The 19,842-nt window shown below is 37.5% G+C and carries 13 protein-coding genes and 3 tRNA genes; 10 read left to right on the top strand and 6 right to left on the bottom strand.

All coding sequences use genetic code 11. The features are described from left to right. Window positions 1-55: 55 nt before the first annotated feature. The gene (locus KO02_RS13880) at window positions 56-517 is read left to right on the top strand and encodes a copper resistance protein NlpE (RefSeq protein ID WP_038699197.1); all 462 of its coding nucleotides are present in this window, start codon (window positions 56-58) and stop codon (window positions 515-517) included. A 124-nt stretch (window positions 518-641) separates the two neighbouring features. Here KO02_RS13880 and KO02_RS13885 read toward each other — a convergent pair whose 3' ends face one another. Next, the gene (locus tag KO02_RS13885; RefSeq protein ID WP_038699199.1) at window positions 642-3,497 is read right to left on the bottom strand and encodes a M16 family metallopeptidase; all 2,856 of its coding nucleotides are present in this window, start codon (window positions 3,495-3,497) and stop codon (window positions 642-644) included. Window positions 3,498-3,586: 89 nt separating this feature from the next. Between KO02_RS13885 and xerD the strand changes: the two genes are divergently transcribed. The 7 genes from xerD (at window position 3,587) to KO02_RS13920 (ending at window position 10,210) form a co-directional block, all read left to right on the top strand. Further along, a complete protein-coding gene (xerD, locus tag KO02_RS13890; RefSeq protein ID WP_038699201.1) occupies window positions 3,587-4,492 on the top strand; it encodes a site-specific tyrosine recombinase XerD in 906 nt (301 codons plus the stop codon). A gap of 252 nt (window positions 4,493-4,744) precedes the next feature. Further along, on the top strand, window positions 4,745-7,057 hold the full coding sequence (locus KO02_RS13895) for a TonB-dependent receptor (RefSeq protein WP_051959950.1): 2,313 nt from the start codon (window positions 4,745-4,747) through the stop codon (window positions 7,055-7,057). Between the two features lie 20 nt (window positions 7,058-7,077). After that, complete coding sequence (locus KO02_RS13900) at window positions 7,078-7,617, top strand: hypothetical protein (RefSeq protein WP_038699203.1); 540 nt, start codon at window positions 7,078-7,080, stop codon at window positions 7,615-7,617. Between the two features lie 73 nt (window positions 7,618-7,690). Then, window positions 7,691-7,762, top strand: a tRNA-Arg gene (locus KO02_RS13905). A 362-nt stretch (window positions 7,763-8,124) separates the two neighbouring features. Continuing rightward, window positions 8,125-8,601, top strand: a complete 477-nt coding sequence (locus KO02_RS13910; protein ID WP_038699205.1) for a GNAT family N-acetyltransferase — start codon at window positions 8,125-8,127, stop codon at window positions 8,599-8,601. 69 nt (window positions 8,602-8,670) lie between these two features. Beyond that, window positions 8,671-9,522: a methylated-DNA--[protein]-cysteine S-methyltransferase gene (locus KO02_RS13915; protein ID WP_038699207.1), complete on the top strand. Its 852-nt coding sequence runs from the start codon at window positions 8,671-8,673 to the stop codon at window positions 9,520-9,522. A gap of 79 nt (window positions 9,523-9,601) precedes the next feature. Then, complete coding sequence (locus tag KO02_RS13920; protein ID WP_038699209.1) at window positions 9,602-10,210, top strand: alpha-ketoglutarate-dependent dioxygenase AlkB family protein; 609 nt, start codon at window positions 9,602-9,604, stop codon at window positions 10,208-10,210. A gap of 181 nt (window positions 10,211-10,391) precedes the next feature. Here the strand turns inward: KO02_RS13920 and KO02_RS13925 are convergent, their stop codons facing one another. The 3 genes from KO02_RS13925 to recR all read right to left on the bottom strand — a co-directional run bounded on the left by KO02_RS13925 (window position 10,392) and on the right by recR (window position 15,834). Then, on the bottom strand, window positions 10,392-13,790 hold the full coding sequence (locus tag KO02_RS13925; protein ID WP_038699211.1) for a DUF1080 domain-containing protein: 3,399 nt from the start codon (window positions 13,788-13,790) through the stop codon (window positions 10,392-10,394). 20 nt (window positions 13,791-13,810) lie between these two features. Further along, window positions 13,811-15,079, bottom strand: coding sequence for a Gfo/Idh/MocA family oxidoreductase (locus tag KO02_RS13930; RefSeq protein WP_038699213.1), 1,269 nt, complete (start codon window positions 15,077-15,079; stop codon window positions 13,811-13,813). A 140-nt stretch (window positions 15,080-15,219) separates the two neighbouring features. After that, window positions 15,220-15,834, bottom strand: coding sequence for a recombination mediator RecR (gene recR / locus KO02_RS13935; protein WP_038699215.1), 615 nt, complete (start codon window positions 15,832-15,834; stop codon window positions 15,220-15,222). A gap of 119 nt (window positions 15,835-15,953) precedes the next feature. Here recR and KO02_RS13940 point away from each other — a divergent pair, with 119 nt between their 5' ends. Then, complete coding sequence (locus KO02_RS13940) at window positions 15,954-16,658, top strand: TIGR00730 family Rossman fold protein (protein WP_038702729.1); 705 nt, start codon at window positions 15,954-15,956, stop codon at window positions 16,656-16,658. Between the two features lie 125 nt (window positions 16,659-16,783). Here KO02_RS13940 and KO02_RS13945 read toward each other — a convergent pair. Next, window positions 16,784-16,856, bottom strand: a tRNA-Thr gene (locus KO02_RS13945). A 23-nt stretch (window positions 16,857-16,879) separates the two neighbouring features. Beyond that, window positions 16,880-16,952, bottom strand: a tRNA-Thr gene (locus KO02_RS13950). Window positions 16,953-17,231: 279 nt separating this feature from the next. Between KO02_RS13950 and clpB the strand changes: the two genes are divergently transcribed. After that, entirely contained in the window at window positions 17,232-19,838 is a 2,607-nt protein-coding gene (gene clpB, locus KO02_RS13955) for an ATP-dependent chaperone ClpB (RefSeq protein ID WP_038699217.1), read from the top strand. The last annotated feature ends 4 nt before the right edge of the window (window positions 19,839-19,842 follow it).

The following is a 19,842-nucleotide window of genomic DNA, read 5'->3' on the forward strand; positions in this document are numbered from 1 at the left end:
AATTCTAAAACTATAACGGAATAATTCTGTTGAATAACTTAAAGAATAAAATATCATGAAAAGAAACATCATAGGTCTATTCATATTTGTGGCAATGCTTTCGGCTTGTCAAAATAAAACACAAACTAAAGAAAAAGCTGAATCTGGAAATACCCCAGTAGAAGTTAAACAAGATAGTTTATTTTACGATGAGCATAACACAAAAAATTCAGTAGACTGGGCTGGTACTTATGAAGGTACGTTACCTTGTGCTGATTGCTCAGGAATTCACGTCATTATTACACTAAAATCTGATGATACATATGAAAAATCAGAACAATATCTTGAAAAAGGAGACCCCATAAAAGTAACTGGTCAATTCACTTGGACACCCGATGGAGGATCAATAATAATACAAGAAAAAGATCGGGAGACAAAATATAGAGTTGGAGAAGGTATCATGAAAATGTTAGATATGCAAGGCAAAGAGGTACAAGGAGAGCTTGCAGAATTTTATGACTTGAAAAAAATAAAATAGTAAGCATCCAAATCCGATAAATAAAATTACTAATCCTTACTATCGGTTTAGATTTTAAAACACTTTTTTTAATAAAAAATCTCCTGATAAATATCAGGAGATTTTTATTTGAAATAGAAAATATCTACTTAGCGTCTGGTAATAGAATAAATTCGAACATACGGTCTTCTTTCAGATATTTTTCAGCTACAGCTTTTACACTTTCTACTGAAACTTGATTTAGATCTTCTAATTTCCGCTGTATTGCTGTGACATCCTCCTGGTTTTGATATGATCCTGACAGATAATTTGTCCAAAAACCATTTTCTTTCAACTGTAATTCAAGCTGACGTTTTTGCTCAATGACAAATTTTTCAATATCCTCCTTGATAGGGCCATCTTTCTTGATCTTTGATACCTCATCAACAGCCGATTTAATCAATACATCCACCTTATCGGGAGCCGTTCCAAAGCCGATTCCGAAACTATAACGTGCGCGTGGCAATTTACTATAGCTTGCTGAAGCTCCTACGCTATAAACTCCACTTTCAGCTTCACGAAGACGCTCCAATAATTTGATTGTCAAAATGCTTTCTAAAGCATCCATGTTGACATTTTCTAATTCACTGTACGTGTAATCGCCGTAATACGCCAATTGCACAGACGCTTTATCCTCCTTACCTTTTTGCACAACAACGCGATTACCTTTCGCTGGTTCTGTTAATGCCAAATCTTTGTATGATTCCTTTCTCCCCAAATTAGGTAATGCCGCTAAATAATTTTCAAGATAAGGCTTAATTTCTTCTTCTGTAAAAGATCCTACAATCGTAAATGTAAAATCCGATGCATCAGCAAATCGTTCCTTATAAATTTCGAAGGCACGATTTTTATCGATGGTCTTTATTAATTCCACCGTTGCATTTTTCCTTCTAATATTATCCCCATACAACGCTTCCTTAATTTTATCTGAGAAAACATTAGATGGGTTACTCTCTCGGTTTTCCAAACTTCCCACGGAGCGCGCGATAATGCTTTGGTAAACATCATTATCCAATCGTGGTTCTGTAAAATAGCCATAAATCAACTCAAATGCATTCTTCAGTCCCTCTTTATCCGAGCTACCATATAAACCTTCATATCTTTCTGAAATATATGGCGTGATCGCAATATTTTTACCTGTCAAATATTTTTGAAGTTCTACATTATTCAATTGACCAAGACCACTTGCGTCAACTAAACCTGCAGCATTACTTGCGGAATAATAATCTTGATCCGGATATAATGATGAACCTCCGGCACTAAATGCCGAAATTCTTATCTCATCATTTTTGAAATTGGTAGGTTTTAAAATAACTTTGACTCCATTGCTTAACGTCATTTCTTTAACATGGATATCCTTTAATTCCTGAGTAGAAACAATAGATCCCTTTACAGGTTCCTTCGCTAATAATGGCAGTTTGGACACCTTATCTTCATAGGCAGTCAAACTTTGAGATTCCACTTCTTTTATCCAAGTATTAATTGTTTGTTCCGCAGGTAAAGTAGCCTTATCTTTCTCCGGCCCCATAATGATGACATCGCGATTCAAATCTGTATAATATTTCGAAATCAATGCGTTGACTTCTTTTAATGTCAATGTTGGCAAAAGTTGCTTCGTAATTTTATAACTATCCTCATTACTTAAGGCCGCATCATCTTTTAAGAAGTTATTCAAATAGCGACTCACATAGCTATCTGATTTTTTCTTACTCTTTTCTATGTAAGCTGTTTCATTAGCTTTATTCATCGATATGACTGCTCTATCCAATTCAGACGCGGTGAATCCAAACTTTTGAATTCGCTCAAACTCTGTCATCATCTTTTTGAAGCCCACTTCCAATTGATTTGGCTTTGGAACCACCATCAGTGAAAACACATCCAATCCAGCTATGAAACCTGATATGCTACCACCAGCTTGCATAAAGGGAGCATCTGCCTGTTGCATAATTTCAGAAAAACGCTCTGCGACCATGGTGTTAAACGCCGAAATCAACAATTGGGTCCTGTAATCCTTTACCGTAACCGTTTTCTCTTCTTTACTCTTAATCATGATCTGAGCAACTGTATAAGGAAGTTCAGGGTCGGTAATCGCTATAAATTGATTCTTATTGAGCAAGTCAACACTGTATTTAGTGCGTTCCAATTTCTTTACAGGAGTTTTCAAATCCGAAAACAGCGCTTTAACACGCTCCTCCATATCTTTAACATCAATATCGCCTACAATAATAATAGATTGCAGATCTGGTCTATACCAGTCCTGATGAAATTTACGGATAGTTTCCGGATTAAAAGTTGTAATGATCTTCTCCGTTCCAATAGGCAATCGTTTGGAATAACGAGAACCATTCAAAACGATGGGGAAATATTGATCTTGCAAACGCTGGCCAACACCACGTCCACCACGCATTTCCTGCATCACAATACCACGTTCCTTATCAATTTCTTCCGTCGTCAACAAAGCATCTTGTGCCCAGTCACGCATCACTTGCAATCCATTTTTCAATAACTCAGGGTCGTCTGATGGAATGGGCAATTGATAGACAGTTTCGTCAAAACCTGTATACGCATTAAGGTCTGAACCAAATCTTACCCCTGCTTTTTGAAGGTAATCGACTAATTCATTTTTTGGAAAATGTTTTAATCCATTGAAGTTCATATGCTCCAAAAAATGTGCTAGACCGAGTTGATCTTCAGTCTCTAAAATAGAACCTACTTTATTCGCCAAATACATGGTAACCCTTTTTTCGGGTTCTACATTACGGCGTATATAATAGGTGAAACCATTTTTAAGTTTTCCTTTAACTACCTCATTGTCAAATGGAAGATTTTGATTCCAGTTAACGGTGTCCTGTGCTAAAATCGCTCTCGCTTCAGCACGAAATGATGTTGCCGCTGTACTTGGGGTCGTACAATAAAGAGATGGCAACAAAAATGTTAATGCAATTGGTTTAATAAATCTCATGTTTTTGATTTACCTTAAATAATTAATTTAGTTTGTTTTATAAAATTAGTGCTCGAAATTACAATTAATCTATTGTATTTTTGTTATTCATGATAGAAGAAAATAATTGGTTGCATTTAAAGAAGAATTTCGAACGTTTTTTAAAATTTGAGCGTGGACTATCCGACAATTCTATTGAAGCGTATCTAAATGATGTATCTAAATTAGAGGTATATAGTGATGAGCATAATTTGACTCTCCAGCAACTCACAAATAAAGATTTACAACGTTTTCTAATCTGGATCAATAACTTTGGTATTTCCCCATTTACCCAATCGCGCCTCCTATCTGGGCTCAAAACCTTTTACAATTTCTTACTCTTGGAGTACGACTGGGAAAGCAATCCTGTAGAGTTGATACAAGCACCGCGTATGGCCAGGAAGATACCAAGTGTTCTGAATATACAAGAAATCGATCAACTTATCAATGCAATAGACCTTTCAACCGCCGAAGGAATGCGCAACAAGACTATCATTGAGGTATTATATGGTTGTGGCCTTCGAGTCTCTGAATTGGTTGGTCTAAAAATATCTAATCTCTATCTCGATGTCGAATTTATTAAAGTGGAAGGAAAAGGGAATAAAGAACGTTTGATACCGATAGGTAGCCAGGCAATTAAACATTTAAAAATATACCTCGACGAAGTTAGGCTGCATATCAAAAACAAACCAGGGCAAGAGGATTATGTTTTTCTTAATAAAAGAGGTGCCGCATTGTCACGTGTGATGGTGTTTATTATGATAAAAGAATTAGCAAGTAAAATTGGGCTTCAAAAAAACATAAGTCCTCATACCTTTCGACACAGTTTTGCCTCACATCTGGTAGAAGGTGGTGCCGATTTACGTGCTGTCCAAGATATGTTGGGCCATGAAAGCATTACCACTACCGAAATCTATACCCATATTGACCGAGATTACCTTCAAAGCGTTATCACGCAATATCATCCCCGCTCCTAATAGCATCGTAACCTATTCAGAAACCCTAAAATCTCTACTTTATCTTTAAAGTTAGCTGACTAATTGCGTAATCCCCGTTTCATTTCGATTATCATTTGGAACAATGCCAGGATTCAAGAAAATAAAATGCTTCTCATTCGTATCGAAAAACGGCATAAATGACGACTTTTAAAATTATATACAACATTGTTGCATTATTATTTTAATTTAATGCAACAATGTTGTATTTTTGAAGCGTAATTTAATTTAAGCATGACAAAACAGTTCAGCGTCATCTCGATATTGGCACCCGTATTCATCTCATTATGGCCTTCTTACAGCTTATTTGCACAAAAAAAACAAATAAGCGGAAAGATCATAGCGCTAGAAAACACCAGTCCCATTCATGGAGCTAACCTACACTACGAAGGACATAAGAAAGCGATAACTTCCAACTTTTCGGGTGAATTTCAATTTAGTACCGAACAGAACTTCCCTATAAAATTAGTGACTTCACTCGTTGGCTACGAAAATGACACTACTTATGTGAAAAATGACCGTCCCGTACTGATAAGACTAAAAAAAGACGTTAAGAGACTCGCCGAGACACAGGTTTACGGATATCAGGTTGCTGCCAAAACACAGATTTCGCAACAGGTCAATGCGACAGCTTTAGCTGAAAATAGAAACCGTTCGCTAGCAGAAGTATTAAAAAATATTGCTGGAGTCCATCTCCTGCAGACCGGATCTACCATCAATAAGCCCATTGTTAACGGGCTTTATGGAAACCGACTTGCGATATTGAATGATGGTATGAAACTGGAAAGTCAGCAATGGGGGAATGATCATGCTCCTGAAATTGATGTATATGCTGCCAATACGATAACAGTTGTGAAAGGAGCAGAAAGTCTACGTTATGGAGGAGAGGCTTTAGGTGGAGCAATTCTGTTATCCACCAAGCCTTGGAATAAGATTGATAGCCTTAGAGGGCAAGTCAGTCTTAACGGTTTCACAAATGGCAGAGGTATGCAAAGCGCATTAAACCTAGAGGGCATCACTCCGATGGCAGGACTAAAATGGTCTTTTAATGGTAACTACAGCAAAAGTGGTAATCGAAAAACTCCCGATTATTACCTGAACAATACCGGACAACGCATTTACAACCTAAATGCTGCAGTAAATTATCAATACAAAGACGCTAATTTTGAAGCTTCCTATAAACAATATCACAATGAAGCGGGCATTTTATCATCTACTCATATCGGCGATATTACCTCTTTTCAAGAACGTCTAGCCTACGGGCGACCATATCCCAGCGAACTTTTCGGATTCTCATACAATATTGATGCTCCCCGTCAAGAGGTTAAACACGAGGTATTTCAGTTTGCTTACAGCCAGCGCTTAAGCGATGCTAAAACCTTATCCATAAAATATGCTTACCAGAATAACCACCGCCAGGAATACGATAAAAGACGTGCAGGCCGTAGTGCAATTCCAAGCATGGATATGGTTTTACGGACACATGCACTTGATGCATCTTATACTATTGAGGGCTTAAATCAAAAATTTATCACAGGCCTTCAGGGGCAGACACAGGTTAACAACAATATTGCTGGGACTTTTAATACCCCATTAATACCAAATTACAATGCCTTTAACATCGGAGCATACGGTATATATCAATGGCAAAAAGACCGATTTGCCTATGAATTAGGAGCTCGTTATGATTTCAAGAATTTCGATGCTGCAGGGTATGACTTTTATGGCAAAGCTTATGGCGGCAACAATCAGTTTCATAACTTGTCGACCAACCTCGGTTTATCCTATACTGTCGATAACCATATGACTCTTAAATCAAACTTAGGACTTGCTTGGAGAGCGCCGTCCGCTCAAGAACTGTACAGCCAAAACGTCCACCAGAGTACAGCACGCTATGAAAGAGGATATGCGTCCTTAAAAGCGGAGAAAGGATTAAAGTGGATCACCAGTTTAAATATCCATGAACAGAAGAATTTCTTAAACATTGACATCTATGCTAACTACATCAATAATTACATTTATGTAAAACCAACCGAAGAATATGTACAAAATCTTTCCGGTACATTCCCGATTTGGCAGTATAGTCAAAACAATGCTTTACTGGCAGGAATCGATATACAGGGGAAATATGCCATCCGTGAACATTTAGAATACAGTGCAAATACATCATTTATCTATGCCCGTAACCTAGATGAAAACAACTACCTGCCGCTTATTCCACCCCTATCATATACACATGAAATTGCTTTTACAACAAAAGGCAAGGCGAACTGGATGCATGATGTGAAATTTGCCTTAGGTCAAGAAATCTATGCGAAACAGTTTTTAACAACAGCAAGTATGGAGATGGCTCCGGCACCGTCGGCGTATCAGCTCATCAATGGTTCCATTAGTTTTGGCTCTCTTGTTGGCAACAATAAATTGCAAACTCGCCTTTTGGTAGAAAACATCTTAAATAGCACATACAAATCTTACACCGATCTATTCCGTTATTACAGTCATGGTGTAGGCCGAAATATACAATTGACAATTAATTACACATTCTAATCATAACAAATACAGCTATCATGAAAAAAATCATTAACAGCAGCAATTTAGTCCTGATCGCAGCGGTTCTCCTTTTCAACTCATGTAAAAAAGATGATCCTGTCCACGAACATGATAATGAAGAAATGAAAACCATGACTTTAAGTTTTACAGAAAAAACAACAAATGCCAAAGTCGAAGTTATCATCGATGCTACCGATACAAAAACACAGTCTTTAAACTTAAAAAAGGGCAACTATGATTTAGATATTAAATTAAAAGATTTTGATGGACATGAGGTACAACAGGAAATTTCAGACGATGCCGATGAACATCAGTTTTTCTTCGTAGGCCCTACAAAGGAACAGATCACCTTTACGTATCTAGACCAACAAGTAGGTTTAAAAAGCAACTGGAAAGTATTAGATAAAGCAAGTGCTATTCCAATGAAAATTGTCTTGATGCACGGTCTAAATAAAACAAAGGTTACCGCAGCAGACTGGAACAATTCAAGCTACCAAAGCATTGGTGGCGGTACTCCAGACATTTCAGTAAATGTAACTTTAAATCTTATTGACTAAAGATGAGGATGTTGGCAAGAGATTGCATTTAGCTATTTTCATTTTTCATGAAATAGTATATCTTTGCTAGCATGTCCCTGTAGTTTAATGGATAAAATTGCAGATTCCGGTTCTGTTGATATGGGTTCGACTCCCTTCGGGGACACACAAAAACAGCGTTTAATAATATTAAACGCTGTTTTTTTATGTAGGAATTCCATCCTTAATCTTCTATGAAATGATCGCATCAGCACATCCTTTTTTAGATAAACCTATCCTTGTCAAAAACATCATTTTTATGGAAGTATCGTATATTTATGTAAGATCTAATCGGTGGGCTATTTAATAATAAAGTAGACATAATAACCTATTGAACTCCATAATAACACATAAATGCGAAGTTATACATCAATATTATTGTATTTAAAATGCAATATTAGTAAGTTTGAATAGCATCATGATTGCGAAACGCGAACAACAATCTGGAAGAATATAGCACTACACACCTTCAAACCCCCATCAGATAATTTGAAAACATATACTTTTCGAGCAGGAACATTAGATGACCGCGATGAGCTACAACAATTGTTTGTTGGTACGATCAAAACAGTATGTATAAAAGACTATAATTCGGAGCAAATCGAAATGTGGAGCTCTTCGATTCATAACGAACAGCGTTGGGCAGATATCTTAATACATCAATTTGTCTTGATAGCATTACATGACAGTAAAATCGTTGGTTTTTGCACTTTAGACAAGTGGACATACATTGACCTACTTTTTGTGCATAAGGATTATCAGCGAATAAAAGTTGCCCAGCAGTTATATCATATTATCGAAGATGCAGCAAAGCGACAGCATATAAAGTCCATAACTGCCGACGTAAGCAAAACAGCAAAATCTTTTTTTGAAAAGATGGGTTTTAGTACTGTTCAAAAACAAGTAGTTAGGTTAAAGGAAATTAAATTTATCAATTATAAAATGATAAAAAATATCAATGCATAATAAATTGCGCATGTTTCGGATTGTATAATTCTGAAATCATGTTGAAATTTGTGTATTAATTAATATAAAATGGAAACACAATCAAGTCTTAATTATAATCGAGTTGCTTCCGCTATTGCGTATTTACAACATCATTTTAAGGAGCAACCTCATCTCGATGAAGTTGCAGCGGAAATCCATTTAAGTCCAGCTCATTTTCAGCGATTGTTTACGGAATGGGCAGGTACAAGTCCCAAAAAATTTTTACAATACATAAGCATTGAACACGCGAAAAAATTACTTGCTGAAAATAGGGATTTAACACTATTTGACACTGCCTATGAGACCGGCTTATCCAGCACAAGTCGCTTGCATGACCTGTTTATCAATATTGAAGGCATGTCGCCTGCTGAATACAAGAACGGAGGACAAAATCTGAGCATAAATTATCGTTTTGCCGACAGTCCGTTTGGCAAAGTTATCATTGCTTCTACAACAAAGGGTATTTGTTATATCGCCTTCGAAAGTAACGAAGCAAAAGCTTATCATGACCTACATGCCAGGTTCCCAAATGCTTTATTCAATCAATATGCAGATGCATTACAGGAAAGTGCACTGATTATTTTTCGAAACGATTGGTCTACTTTATCAGAAATAAAACTACACCTTAAGGGGACCGATTTTCAGTTGAAGGTATGGGAAAGCCTACTAAAAATACCCATGGGTAAGCTTGTTACGTATGGCGATGTCGCGCAACAGATTGGAAATGCAAAGGCCTCTAGAGCTGTTGGAACAGCAATTGGCAGCAATCCCGTGGCCTTTCTTATCCCCTGTCACCGTGTCATTCAAGCATCCGGTATTACGGGTGGTTATATGTGGGGACCTACGCGAAAAACAGCCATAATCGGTTGGGAAAGTGCTCAGCTAAATCAAGAAGAGTAAATATCTTCAAGATTATATTGCGATGTCCTATTGCTGTTTTTACAATATTGAATTACAAAAGAACGTTAGAAAAGATACCATGAAATTATTTAATTACCCTGTTGATACAACAAAAAACTGGCTTCATCGAGATGGTACTGTTCATTATTATGGTACAATTCTGGACGTTGAAAGTGCGGATTACTATTTTCAGAAGCTTTTGACAACAATCGAATGGCGAAACGATGAAGCTGTTATTTTCGGTAAACATCTATTGACTAAGAGGAAAGTGGCTTGGTATGGTACAAAACCCTTTGAATATACCTATTCAAATACAACAAAACGGGCATTACCCTGGTCAAAGGAACTACTGGAATTGAAAAATATAGTTGAAGAAACAACTGGTGAAACTTTCAATTCTTGCTTATTGAACTTGTATCACAATGGAGAAGAGGGCATGGCTTGGCATAGTGATGGTGAGAAAGATTTAAAGAAAGATGGTGCAATTGGTTCTTTGAGTTTTGGAGCAGTCCGAAAATTTGCCTTCAAACATAAAATTAGCAAAGAAAAAGTTGAATTATATCTGGAGCATGGTAGCTTATTGATTATGAAGGATGAAACACAATCTCATTGGCTACATCGACTTCCACCGACAAAAAAAGTATTTACACCAAGGGTTAATCTCACGTTTAGAACAATTACTGAATAGCTATAGTATATTCGTGGGAAAAAGAAATATCCGTAACCAATTCTAAATTAAACACGAGGACCTTGCGATATTTGGCAACAACTTGTACCGTAAAATCAAGGCAATCAAATGCCCTTATATTATAAAAGGTCCTTATTAGCATATGCAATAAGGACCTTTTCATGAAATGGAGTGATTAACGCTATTTCAATTTTTTAACTCTTATATTTTTAAAGAATACTTCAGATCCATGACCTAGGAAAGCCAAGTGTCCGGAAGTACGTTTCAACCCTGGATGAGCTTTACCGTCCAAAGTGCCATTTTTGCTTGCAGTTGCAATATCCGTATCAAGAATCAAGACACCATTCAATGTTACCTGAACACGATTACCTTTTACCACAATCTCTTCGCTATTCCACTCCCCTACCGGTTTCAAATGACCTTTTTTTGAAGTCGAGACACCGTATACAGAACCATGGTATTGATAAGGTTTTAAATCTTTATAGATATCAGCAGTATTATCTAAAATCTGAATTTCCATACCCTCATAAGCAGCATCTCCCTCTAGAGGGGCTCTGACACCTACACCATTGTTAGCACCATCTGTCAGTTTGAAATCAAACCGATATACAAAGTCTCCATATTGTTCTTTTGTGTACAGATTACCACCAAATTTAGCATCTGGCACTACCCTTAAGTGTCCTTCATCATTGATGACATAACCATCATTCTTCGTCCACTTATCTAAGTTTGTACCATCAAACAAAACCTCAAAGCCCTGTTTCTTTTCATCAGCGCTCAATTGAAAGACTTCTTTTCTTGCCAGTTCTTTTACATAAATATCCCTGTAAGACACGACCGTACCATGCGCTTGCAATTCGATTTGCTCGGTTGGGAAAATAGATTGATTGCGATCCCAATAGTTTTCTAAAGGAACATTATCCGTCACCAATTTACCATTCAGATAAACAGTGACCTTGTCGTCAATCATCTTGATTTTAAACGTATTCCACTCTCCTAAAGCATTATCTGCTACCAATAAAGGTTTAGACTCCGCCTTTTGGTTATTATATAAACCACCAGATCCCACTTGCGCACCATCCTTTACCCTAGATATATCCCAAATTTGTACTTGAGGTGTACCACGAAGGTAAATACCTGCATCGCCTTCCGAACCATTTTTATCCAACTTCCAATCGACTAACATTTCAATATCACCGTATTGTCTGATCGTTGCTATGTTATCTCCTTTTCCATTAAAAATCAATTCATCATTTTGAGCAGCCCAGCCTTGATGCATTTGTTCATCAGCTTTTACTTGAGCAGCAGCCAATTCTTTTTCAGTCATTTGACCTCTTTTAATTGGGTTTGCCACCAAACCTTTCCAAGCCGTCAAATCTTTGCCATTGAATAGACTTACAAAGCCTTCAGATTGTGGCATTTCGGCAAGATGCTTAATCACTGCTTCTTTTAAATACGAACTCTCGCTACCACTCAAATTACCAATAACTTCATTTAGGATATTGCGCACTTCTGTACCTACAAACGACTTATCATCCAACGCGATATTCATCGCTGTATTGATAGCAGCTCCCTTTAGATTGGGATCTTTCATGTATTTAGCTGCAAATACCATTGCTTGATAAGTACCCGTTGCTTGCAAAGACCCTAACACTGCCTTTTTCTGATTGTCGGTTTTTGCTACAGCAAATGCATCCTTCAATAAAAGTGTCTTTTGATCATTGGTTATGATTGACTTATTGATATTTTTAACCAAGCCTGTAAAAACCTTTTCATTTAGAGAAGTCGATAAATCCGTTCTTGACAACTGGATCAACTCATTTAATGCTAAAGGTGTAGACCAATCAGCAATAGCTGCAACAGCTGCTTCTTTCAATGCAGGGTTATCTGTTTTCAAATAATTAGTAACCGCATTCAATGACTCTTGATCACCTAATCTTGCGAAGATTGGAAAAAACTTCATCGCACTCGGTGCTGCAGAGCGAGAAATATTTGCTGCTAGCTTTTGAATATGTTGATCTCTATTTTGACTTGATTGGATTACATTTGCAATCGCAACTTCCAGATTCTTTTTAGAAGCATCATCTGCATCGGCTAGCAAATTGACAAGGACATCTAAATCTTTTTCTTGAGCTACATTAGGTAATGCTTTGTTAATGGCTTTATTAACGTCTGGGTTTGAGCTTTTCAATGCCAATACCGCTTGAGACGAATTGCTATTCGCACGTGTGCTTAAAACATCCAATAACTGGATTTTCTTAGCATCATCTACGCTTGCCAAAGCATTATTCACTTCATCAATCGTATTGTCATTTTTCGAACTCAATATCAGCGCTTTGATTGATTGATTCAGCTGCTCATCAGCAGATAAATTAGCGATCAAAATCTTTGAATCAGCACCTTTCGACAATAAATTGATGGCTGTTAGTCCAGCTAATTTAGCATGTGCATCTGTCGATTTATCAACAAGTTTCTCAATCGTTTTCAGCTGACCAATCGAGCCATTTTGTGCTATATAGTTAAATAGAGACTCTTGAACAGCAGGACTCGATTTTGCAGCAATTGCAAGTAATTTCTTAGTATCGTTTGCATCACCATACTGCTGTAACAGACCCAAGGCAACATGACGATAGACATTATTATCATTTCGAGCTGCAGCTAACAGATTTTTTTTCTGTTTTTTGGCATCAAGTGCTGTTAATAATGTTAAAGATCCTGCTTGTGCATTGATCGCTTTGATTTTAGATGCTTGTGCAAAAAGTGTGTTTAAATAAGAAATGGCTTCTGTATTTTTCTTGTTCTCGATTAAAGACTCTGCATAATCTAATCCTAAGCCAATACTATTCAAATTATCATAGCTGTAATTTGCAGCTTTAAGCTCTTTTTCAAAAATTGGTATCGCAGCAGTTCCACCGATTTTACTCAATGCGATAAGGGCTGTGCGCTTAAAGGAGTCTGATTTATATTTATCCAGTAAGGCAATAATAGCTTGTTCAGCCGATTGATTTCTAACATCACCAAGAGCTGTTACTACTGCTATAGCAGATTTCTCGTCTGAAACACTTGTTAACCCTTGGGCTAAGGCATCACTCGATTCCTTTGTATTAATCGAAACCAATGTACGCGCTGCGCCATCTGCCAAATAAGCATTGTTCAAATAAGTCGATACTTTAGTCACGGCTGAATTTCCTGCACATTGACGTAAAAGACGTAACACAAACGCTTTATTTGTATCTTCTTTAACTGTACCTAATGCATCTAACAATCCTTGGACAAAGACTTCTTTTTGTTTTTCTTTTCCAGGTTGATTAACAAAAAAAGAATAGCTATTGGTCGCATATTCTACTTCAGCATTATTTTGTCCCTGTGGTTTCAATTGATTCAACATTGCCGAAATCTCATTTGATGTAAAGTTTTCCAACTCATTCATCGCGTATAAAAACTTCACCTTCTCATCAGCAGGTTGTTGCCCCAATACATCGGCTATTTTAGTAGCAGTTGTTCTATTTTGAGGTTGTTGTGCATAAGCTGCCCCTTGAAGTATTAATAAGGCAGATATGGTATTAAAAACTTTTTTCATTTTTTAGATAGCTTAAAGAATTACATTGACCAAGGGCCACGCATTGGTTGATAAATTAAACGGTTTGCAGCATCGTCATTAATAAATTCATCTTTCGTAGAATCAAATTTTAAAGAACGATTTAAACGTAGGGCAATTAAGCCCATATTGACCAATGTACATGAACGATAACCGTTTATTTCATTTAATGCAAATTTCTCACGCGTGCGTACTGATTCTAAGAAATCTGTAATTTGCGGAGCAGGCTCTGGATATTGTGCTAGTTTTCTTTCCATATCTGGTATGTCAGAAACGAAACCTTTATATAGTTTACCTTTTGGTCCATCTATATACGCCATTCCTTCGTCTTTACCTTCGCCATCTAAAATGATTTGGCAACCATCTGCGTAAGTGTAAGTGATTCTTCTCCACGTTCCAACAGCATCACTATGCTGCTGAGGAGCATCCACTTCCACAGAAACAGGGCTTTCGCCATCTTTACCTAAGAAATATTGTACGGGATCTAAGTAATGTTGTCCCATATCGCCCAATCCTCCACCATCATAATCCCAATATCCTCTAAAGGTAGTATGCACACGATGTGTACTGTATGGTTTATATGGAGCTGGACCTAACCACATATCATAATCCAGTTCTGCAGGAGGTTGCTCTACAGGAAGGTTCTCTTTACCTACCCAATAGAATTTCCAATCGAAACCAGTATGCTTGCTAATGGTGACTTTCAATGGCCAACCTAACATTCCGGTATCCACTAATTTTTTAATCTTTTTTACAGGAACATTCATTCCGTAAAAATCATCACTAAAACGAAACCAAGTATTTAATCTAAAAATATTCCCATGTTGCGCGATTGCTTCTTTAACCTTTTTACCTTCCCCGATGGTCCTTGTCATTGGTTTTTCACACCAAATATCTTTTCCTGCACGAGCAGCTTCTAGAGACATCAAACCATGCCAATGAGGAGGAGTCGCGATATGTACGATATCGACTTCTGGATTTTTGATTAAATCGCGAAAGTCGTGATGCTCCTTAACTCCACCACCTAACGTTTGTTGAGCAATAGCTAAATGCCTCGTATCTACATCACAAATCGCTACCGTTTTTGTTCCTGCGTATCCAAAATGACCACGTCCCATAGAACCTACACCAATAATACCTTTCGTGAGATGGTCACTTGGAGCCAAGTATCCTTGCCCCCCTAATACGAATCTAGGGACAATTGTAAATGCCGCTGCTCCTGTGATGGATTTCTTTAAGAAATCTCTTCTGGAGCTATTTTTTTCTTTCATACTTAAATTAATAAATGATAGATTGGTTTTGTAAGATTTAATAATTTGTTAAAATACGACTTTTCACTAAAAAGCAGGCCAAAAAAAAGCCTTGTCGAGTAACAAAGCTTTTACAACTATAAAAATAAAGGTTTCAGCCCCTATATAGCAGGCCTTTCATACAGTGTTCTTGTTGCTATTGACCTCCCTAAAGTCAATTCATCCACATATTCCAGTTCTCCGCCGAAGGCAATACCTCGAGCGATTGTAGTTATTTGAACATTGAATTCTTTTAATTTTCTATATAAGTAAAAAATAGTCGTATCGCCTTCCATAGTGGCACTTAATGCCAATATAACTTCCTTTATGCCTTGCTTTTGCATACGTTCTACCAAGGCATCTATTTTTAAATCAGAGGGACCTACACCATCCATTGGAGAGATAAGTCCACCTAATACATGATAACTCCCTTGATATGAGTTGGTATTCTCAATTGCCATAACATCTCGTGTATCTTCAACAACGCAAATAAGGGAATGGTCACGCTTTGAGGAAGTACATATTTCACATTCATCAAAATCTGAAATATTAAAGCAGATACGGCAGTATTTAATTTCTCCCTTTAATTGACTAATAGTTGACGTAAATCTACCCACCTCAGCATCCGATTGTTTCAACAAATGTAAAACTAATCTCAATGCGGTTTTTTGACCTACGCCAGGTAATCGTCCAAACTCTGACACAGCGTTTTCTAATAATTTAGAAGAAAAATTCATGTTGCAAATTTAATAATATATTAGACAAAGAAACTGCTCGAATTAAAAATATTCCTTATCTTGTATTCCCTTGAAATGGGTGGGAATACTAATTTTTACAATAACATTATAGAATGGATATTACAAAAGACGATAAAATAAGAAGTGCCTTTGAAAACAAGACGTGGCAAGAGATAAAAGTAAAGGATTCGTGGCAAATATTTAAAATTATGTCCGAATTTGTAGATGGCTTTGAAAAATTGGCTAAAATTGGTCCTTGCGTTTCCATATTCGGGTCTGCACGGACGCCTCAAGACCACAAGTATTATCAAATGGCTGTCGATGTCGCTAGCTTACTGACAGCGCGTGGATATGGTATCATTTCTGGTGGTGGCCCTGGTATTATGGAAGCCGCTAATAAAGGCGCATATGAATCTGGCGGTAAATCTGTGGGATTAAATATCGAATTACCATTTGAGCAATTTCATAATAGATACATCGATCGCGATAAATTATTAGAGTTCAATTATTTCTTTGTGCGGAAAGTTATGTTTATGAAATACTCTCAGGGGTATATTGTGATGCCTGGTGGATTCGGGACTATGGATGAATTGTTTGAAGCCATCACCTTGATTCAAACAGGGAAAATCGCACGTTTCCCGATTGTATTGGTCGGTTCAGAATATTGGGGTGGACTTTTCAAATGGATTCAGGACACCATGTTAGGTAATAAATACATCAGCGAGGAGGACTTGAAGTTATATCGAATCGTGGATACAGCGGAAGAAGCTGCTGACCATATCTTTAGGTTCTACGATAAATATCTATTAAAACCAAACTTTTAAGGATAGAGTGCCAATCAAAAAGGGGTTCCATATGATAATTATGGAACCCCTTTTTGATTGGCTTAAAAAACGAATCTCCAGTTCTGAAAATAAAAAAAGGTCAATCTGTTTGAGATTGACCTTTGAGCCTCCTATCGGAATCGAACCAATGACCTACTGATTACAAGTCAGTTGCTCTACCAGCTGAGCTAAGGAGGCATCATGATGAAAGTTTAAAAAAGAGCCTCTTATCGGAATCGAACCAATGACCTACTGATTACAAGTCAGTTGCTCTACCAGCTGAGCTAAAGAGGCTTTTTTAAATAACCCTTTCGAATTATGATGGTGCAAATATCGAAACCTTTTACAACATAATCAAGCTTTCCGGCATTTTTTTTCAGCATAATTCAATAATTTTCTGAGAATCAAGTCATTTATTTTTATCCTCCACGTCAATTTTATCATTAAAACAATCTAAAACTGAAATTTTGTCATTTCACAATAAAAATAAGAGACATTTTTTCCGAAAAAGGAAAAAAAACAGGAATGGCATTTTGATTGTTATTCATGTATTAAATCAAATTAAAAAACACGATGAATTTCAATAACTACACCATTAAAGCGCAAGAAGCGATTCAAAAGGCTTCGGAGATTGGTAGCGGTAATCAACAGCAAGCTATTGAAACCGCTCATATACTTAAAGCATTGTTGACCGTTGACGAGAATGTTATCAACCATCTGTTGAAGAAATTAAATGTCAACATCACTTATTTAAGTGGGGAGCTAGATAAGCAGATCGAGGGATTCCCAAAAGTAAGTGGTAGTAATGTCTATTTAAGCAATAATTCGAATACAGCATTACAAAAGGCACAAAACTACTTGAAGGAGTTCAATGACGATTTTGTATCAGTTGAGCATCTCCTTTTAGGGATTCTAAATGCAGGTGACAAAACTTCGAGCTTACTAAAAGACCAAGGTGTCAATGAAAAAGACCTCAAACTTGCTATTAAAGAATTAAGAGGAAACAGCAGGGTAACGGACCAAAATGCCGAAGCAACCTACAATGCATTGGGTAAGTACGCTCGTAACTTAAATGAATTTGTAGAATCTGGAAAATTAGATCCTGTCATTGGTCGCGATGAAGAAATACGTCGCGTCATGCAGATTTTATCGCGTAGAACAAAGAACAATCCCATTCTGGTCGGTGAGCCTGGCGTTGGTAAAACTGCCATTGCCGAAGGAATAGCACATCGCATCATCAATGGGGATGCACCAGAAAACTTAAAGTCCAAAATTGTATTTTCTTTGGATATGGGCGCTCTGATAGCAGGCGCTAAATACAAAGGTGAATTTGAAGAAAGGTTAAAAGCCGTTGTTAAGGAGGTTGCTGATAGCAATGGTGAAATTATCTTATTCATTGATGAGATCCACACCCTAGTTGGAGCTGGTGGTGGTGAGGGAGCTATGGATGCTGCAAATATCCTAAAACCTGCACTTGCTCGTGGTGAATTACGCGCCATTGGAGCAACAACACTGAACGAATATCAAAAGTATTTTGAAAAAGATAAAGCATTGGAGCGCCGGTTTCAAAAGGTAATGGTCGATGAGCCTACTACCCAAGATGCCATTTCGATATTACGTGGACTGAAAGAACGCTACGAAACGCACCATAAGGTACGCATACTAGACGAGGCAATCATAGCAGCGGTGGAATTGTCTACACGCTATATTTCGGATCGTTTTTTACCCGATAAAGCAATCGATTTGATGGATGAGGCAGCTTCCAAACTACGTTTAGAAATGGATTCGGTACCTGAAGTTGTTGACGAATTGAACCGTCGGATTATGCAACTAGAAATCGAACGTGAGGCGATTAAGCGGGAACAAGATGAAAAGAAAGTGAGTGAACTTTCTGAAACGATTGCAAATTTATCTGCCGAACGCGACTCTTTGCGCGCTGCTTGGCAATCGGAAAAAACTTTGGTTGATAGTGTCAATCAAGAAATTGAAAATATTGAGCACTACAAGCAAGAAGCTGATCAAGCTGAACGTGCTGGAGATTATGGCAAGGTAGCAGAAATTCGTTATGGCCGAATCAAAGATGCGCAAGATAAAGTCGAAGAATTAAAAGCGGAATTAGCAGAGAAACAAGGTAGCAAACGCATGTTAAAAGAGGAAGTAACCTCTGAGGATATCGCCGATGTGGTATCGAAATGGACTGGTATCCCGGTTAATAAGATGATTCAATCTGAGCGAGATAAGCTACTTTCTCTAGAAGAGGAGTTACATAAACGTGTTGCCGGCCAGGAAGAAGCTATAGAAGCCATTGCTGACGCTATACGTCGATCAAGAGCGGGACTGAGTGATGCTAAACGGCCAATCGGCTCCTTTATCTTCTTAGGGACAACCGGTGTGGGTAAAACTGAACTGGCGAAAGCTTTAGCGGAATACTTATTTGACGATGAACATGCATTGGTTCGGATTGATATGTCTGAATACCAAGAACGCCATGCGGTATCTCGTCTTATTGGAGCGCCTCCGGGTTATGTAGGCTATGAGGAAGGTGGACAATTGACTGAAGCAGTTCGTCGTCGCCCATACTCAGTGGTTCTATTAGATGAGATTGAGAAGGCCCATCCTGATGTATTCAACATCTTACTGCAGGTATTGGATGATGGTCATCTAACCGATAACAAAGGTAGGACGGTGAATTTTAAAAATACCATTATCATCATGACCTCCAATACTGGGTCGCATATCATTCAGGAGAATTTCTCTCAATTGAATGATAACAAAAGAGATGAGGTCATTGGAAAAACTAGAGGCGAAGTGTTTGAGCTGTTGCAAAAATCAATTCGCCCAGAGTTCTTGAACCGTATTGATGAGATCATTATGTTTACACCTCTAAGCAGAAATGAGATAGCGAGTATCGTGCGGATGCAGTTTAGCAATATACAAAAGCAACTGGCTGAACAAAATATATTTATTACGGCTTCTGATGAGGCAATGGATTGGCTTGCACAACTGGGTTATGACCCAATTTATGGTGCTCGTCCATTGAAACGGGTTATCCAAAAAAGAATTTTGAATGAGTTATCCAAAGAAATTCTTTCCGGTAAGGTGAATAAAGATGCCATTATCCAATTGGATGTCTTTGATGGACAATTTGTTTTCTTAAATAAAAACGAAATAGCAGAATAAAGGC

Origin of the sequence: Sphingobacterium sp. ML3W, from assembly GCF_000747525.1 — a bacterium.
Lineage (GTDB): Bacteria > Bacteroidota > Bacteroidia > Sphingobacteriales > Sphingobacteriaceae > Sphingobacterium.

Bases quoted from the DNA above. Each gene is read 5' to 3' on its own strand.
- KO02_RS13880 (WP_038699197.1), top strand. From the start codon at position 56: ATGAAAAGAAACATCATAGGTCTATTCATATTTGTGGCAATGCTTTCG.
- KO02_RS13885 (WP_038699199.1), bottom strand. From the start codon at position 3,497: ATGAGATTTATTAAACCAATTGCATTAACATTTTTGTTGCCATCTCTT.
- xerD (WP_038699201.1), top strand. From the start codon at position 3,587: ATGATAGAAGAAAATAATTGGTTGCATTTAAAGAAGAATTTCGAACGT.
- KO02_RS13895 (WP_051959950.1), top strand. From the start codon at position 4,745: ATGACAAAACAGTTCAGCGTCATCTCGATATTGGCACCCGTATTCATC.
- KO02_RS13900 (WP_038699203.1), top strand. From the start codon at position 7,078: ATGAAAAAAATCATTAACAGCAGCAATTTAGTCCTGATCGCAGCGGTT.
- KO02_RS13915 (WP_038699207.1), top strand. From the start codon at position 8,671: ATGGAAACACAATCAAGTCTTAATTATAATCGAGTTGCTTCCGCTATT.
- KO02_RS13920 (WP_038699209.1), top strand. From the start codon at position 9,602: ATGAAATTATTTAATTACCCTGTTGATACAACAAAAAACTGGCTTCAT.
- KO02_RS13925 (WP_038699211.1), bottom strand. From the start codon at position 13,790: ATGAAAAAAGTTTTTAATACCATATCTGCCTTATTAATACTTCAAGGG.
- KO02_RS13930 (WP_038699213.1), bottom strand. From the start codon at position 15,079: ATGAAAGAAAAAAATAGCTCCAGAAGAGATTTCTTAAAGAAATCCATC.
- recR (WP_038699215.1), bottom strand. From the start codon at position 15,834: ATGAATTTTTCTTCTAAATTATTAGAAAACGCTGTGTCAGAGTTTGGA.
- clpB (WP_038699217.1), top strand. From the start codon at position 17,232: ATGAATTTCAATAACTACACCATTAAAGCGCAAGAAGCGATTCAAAAG.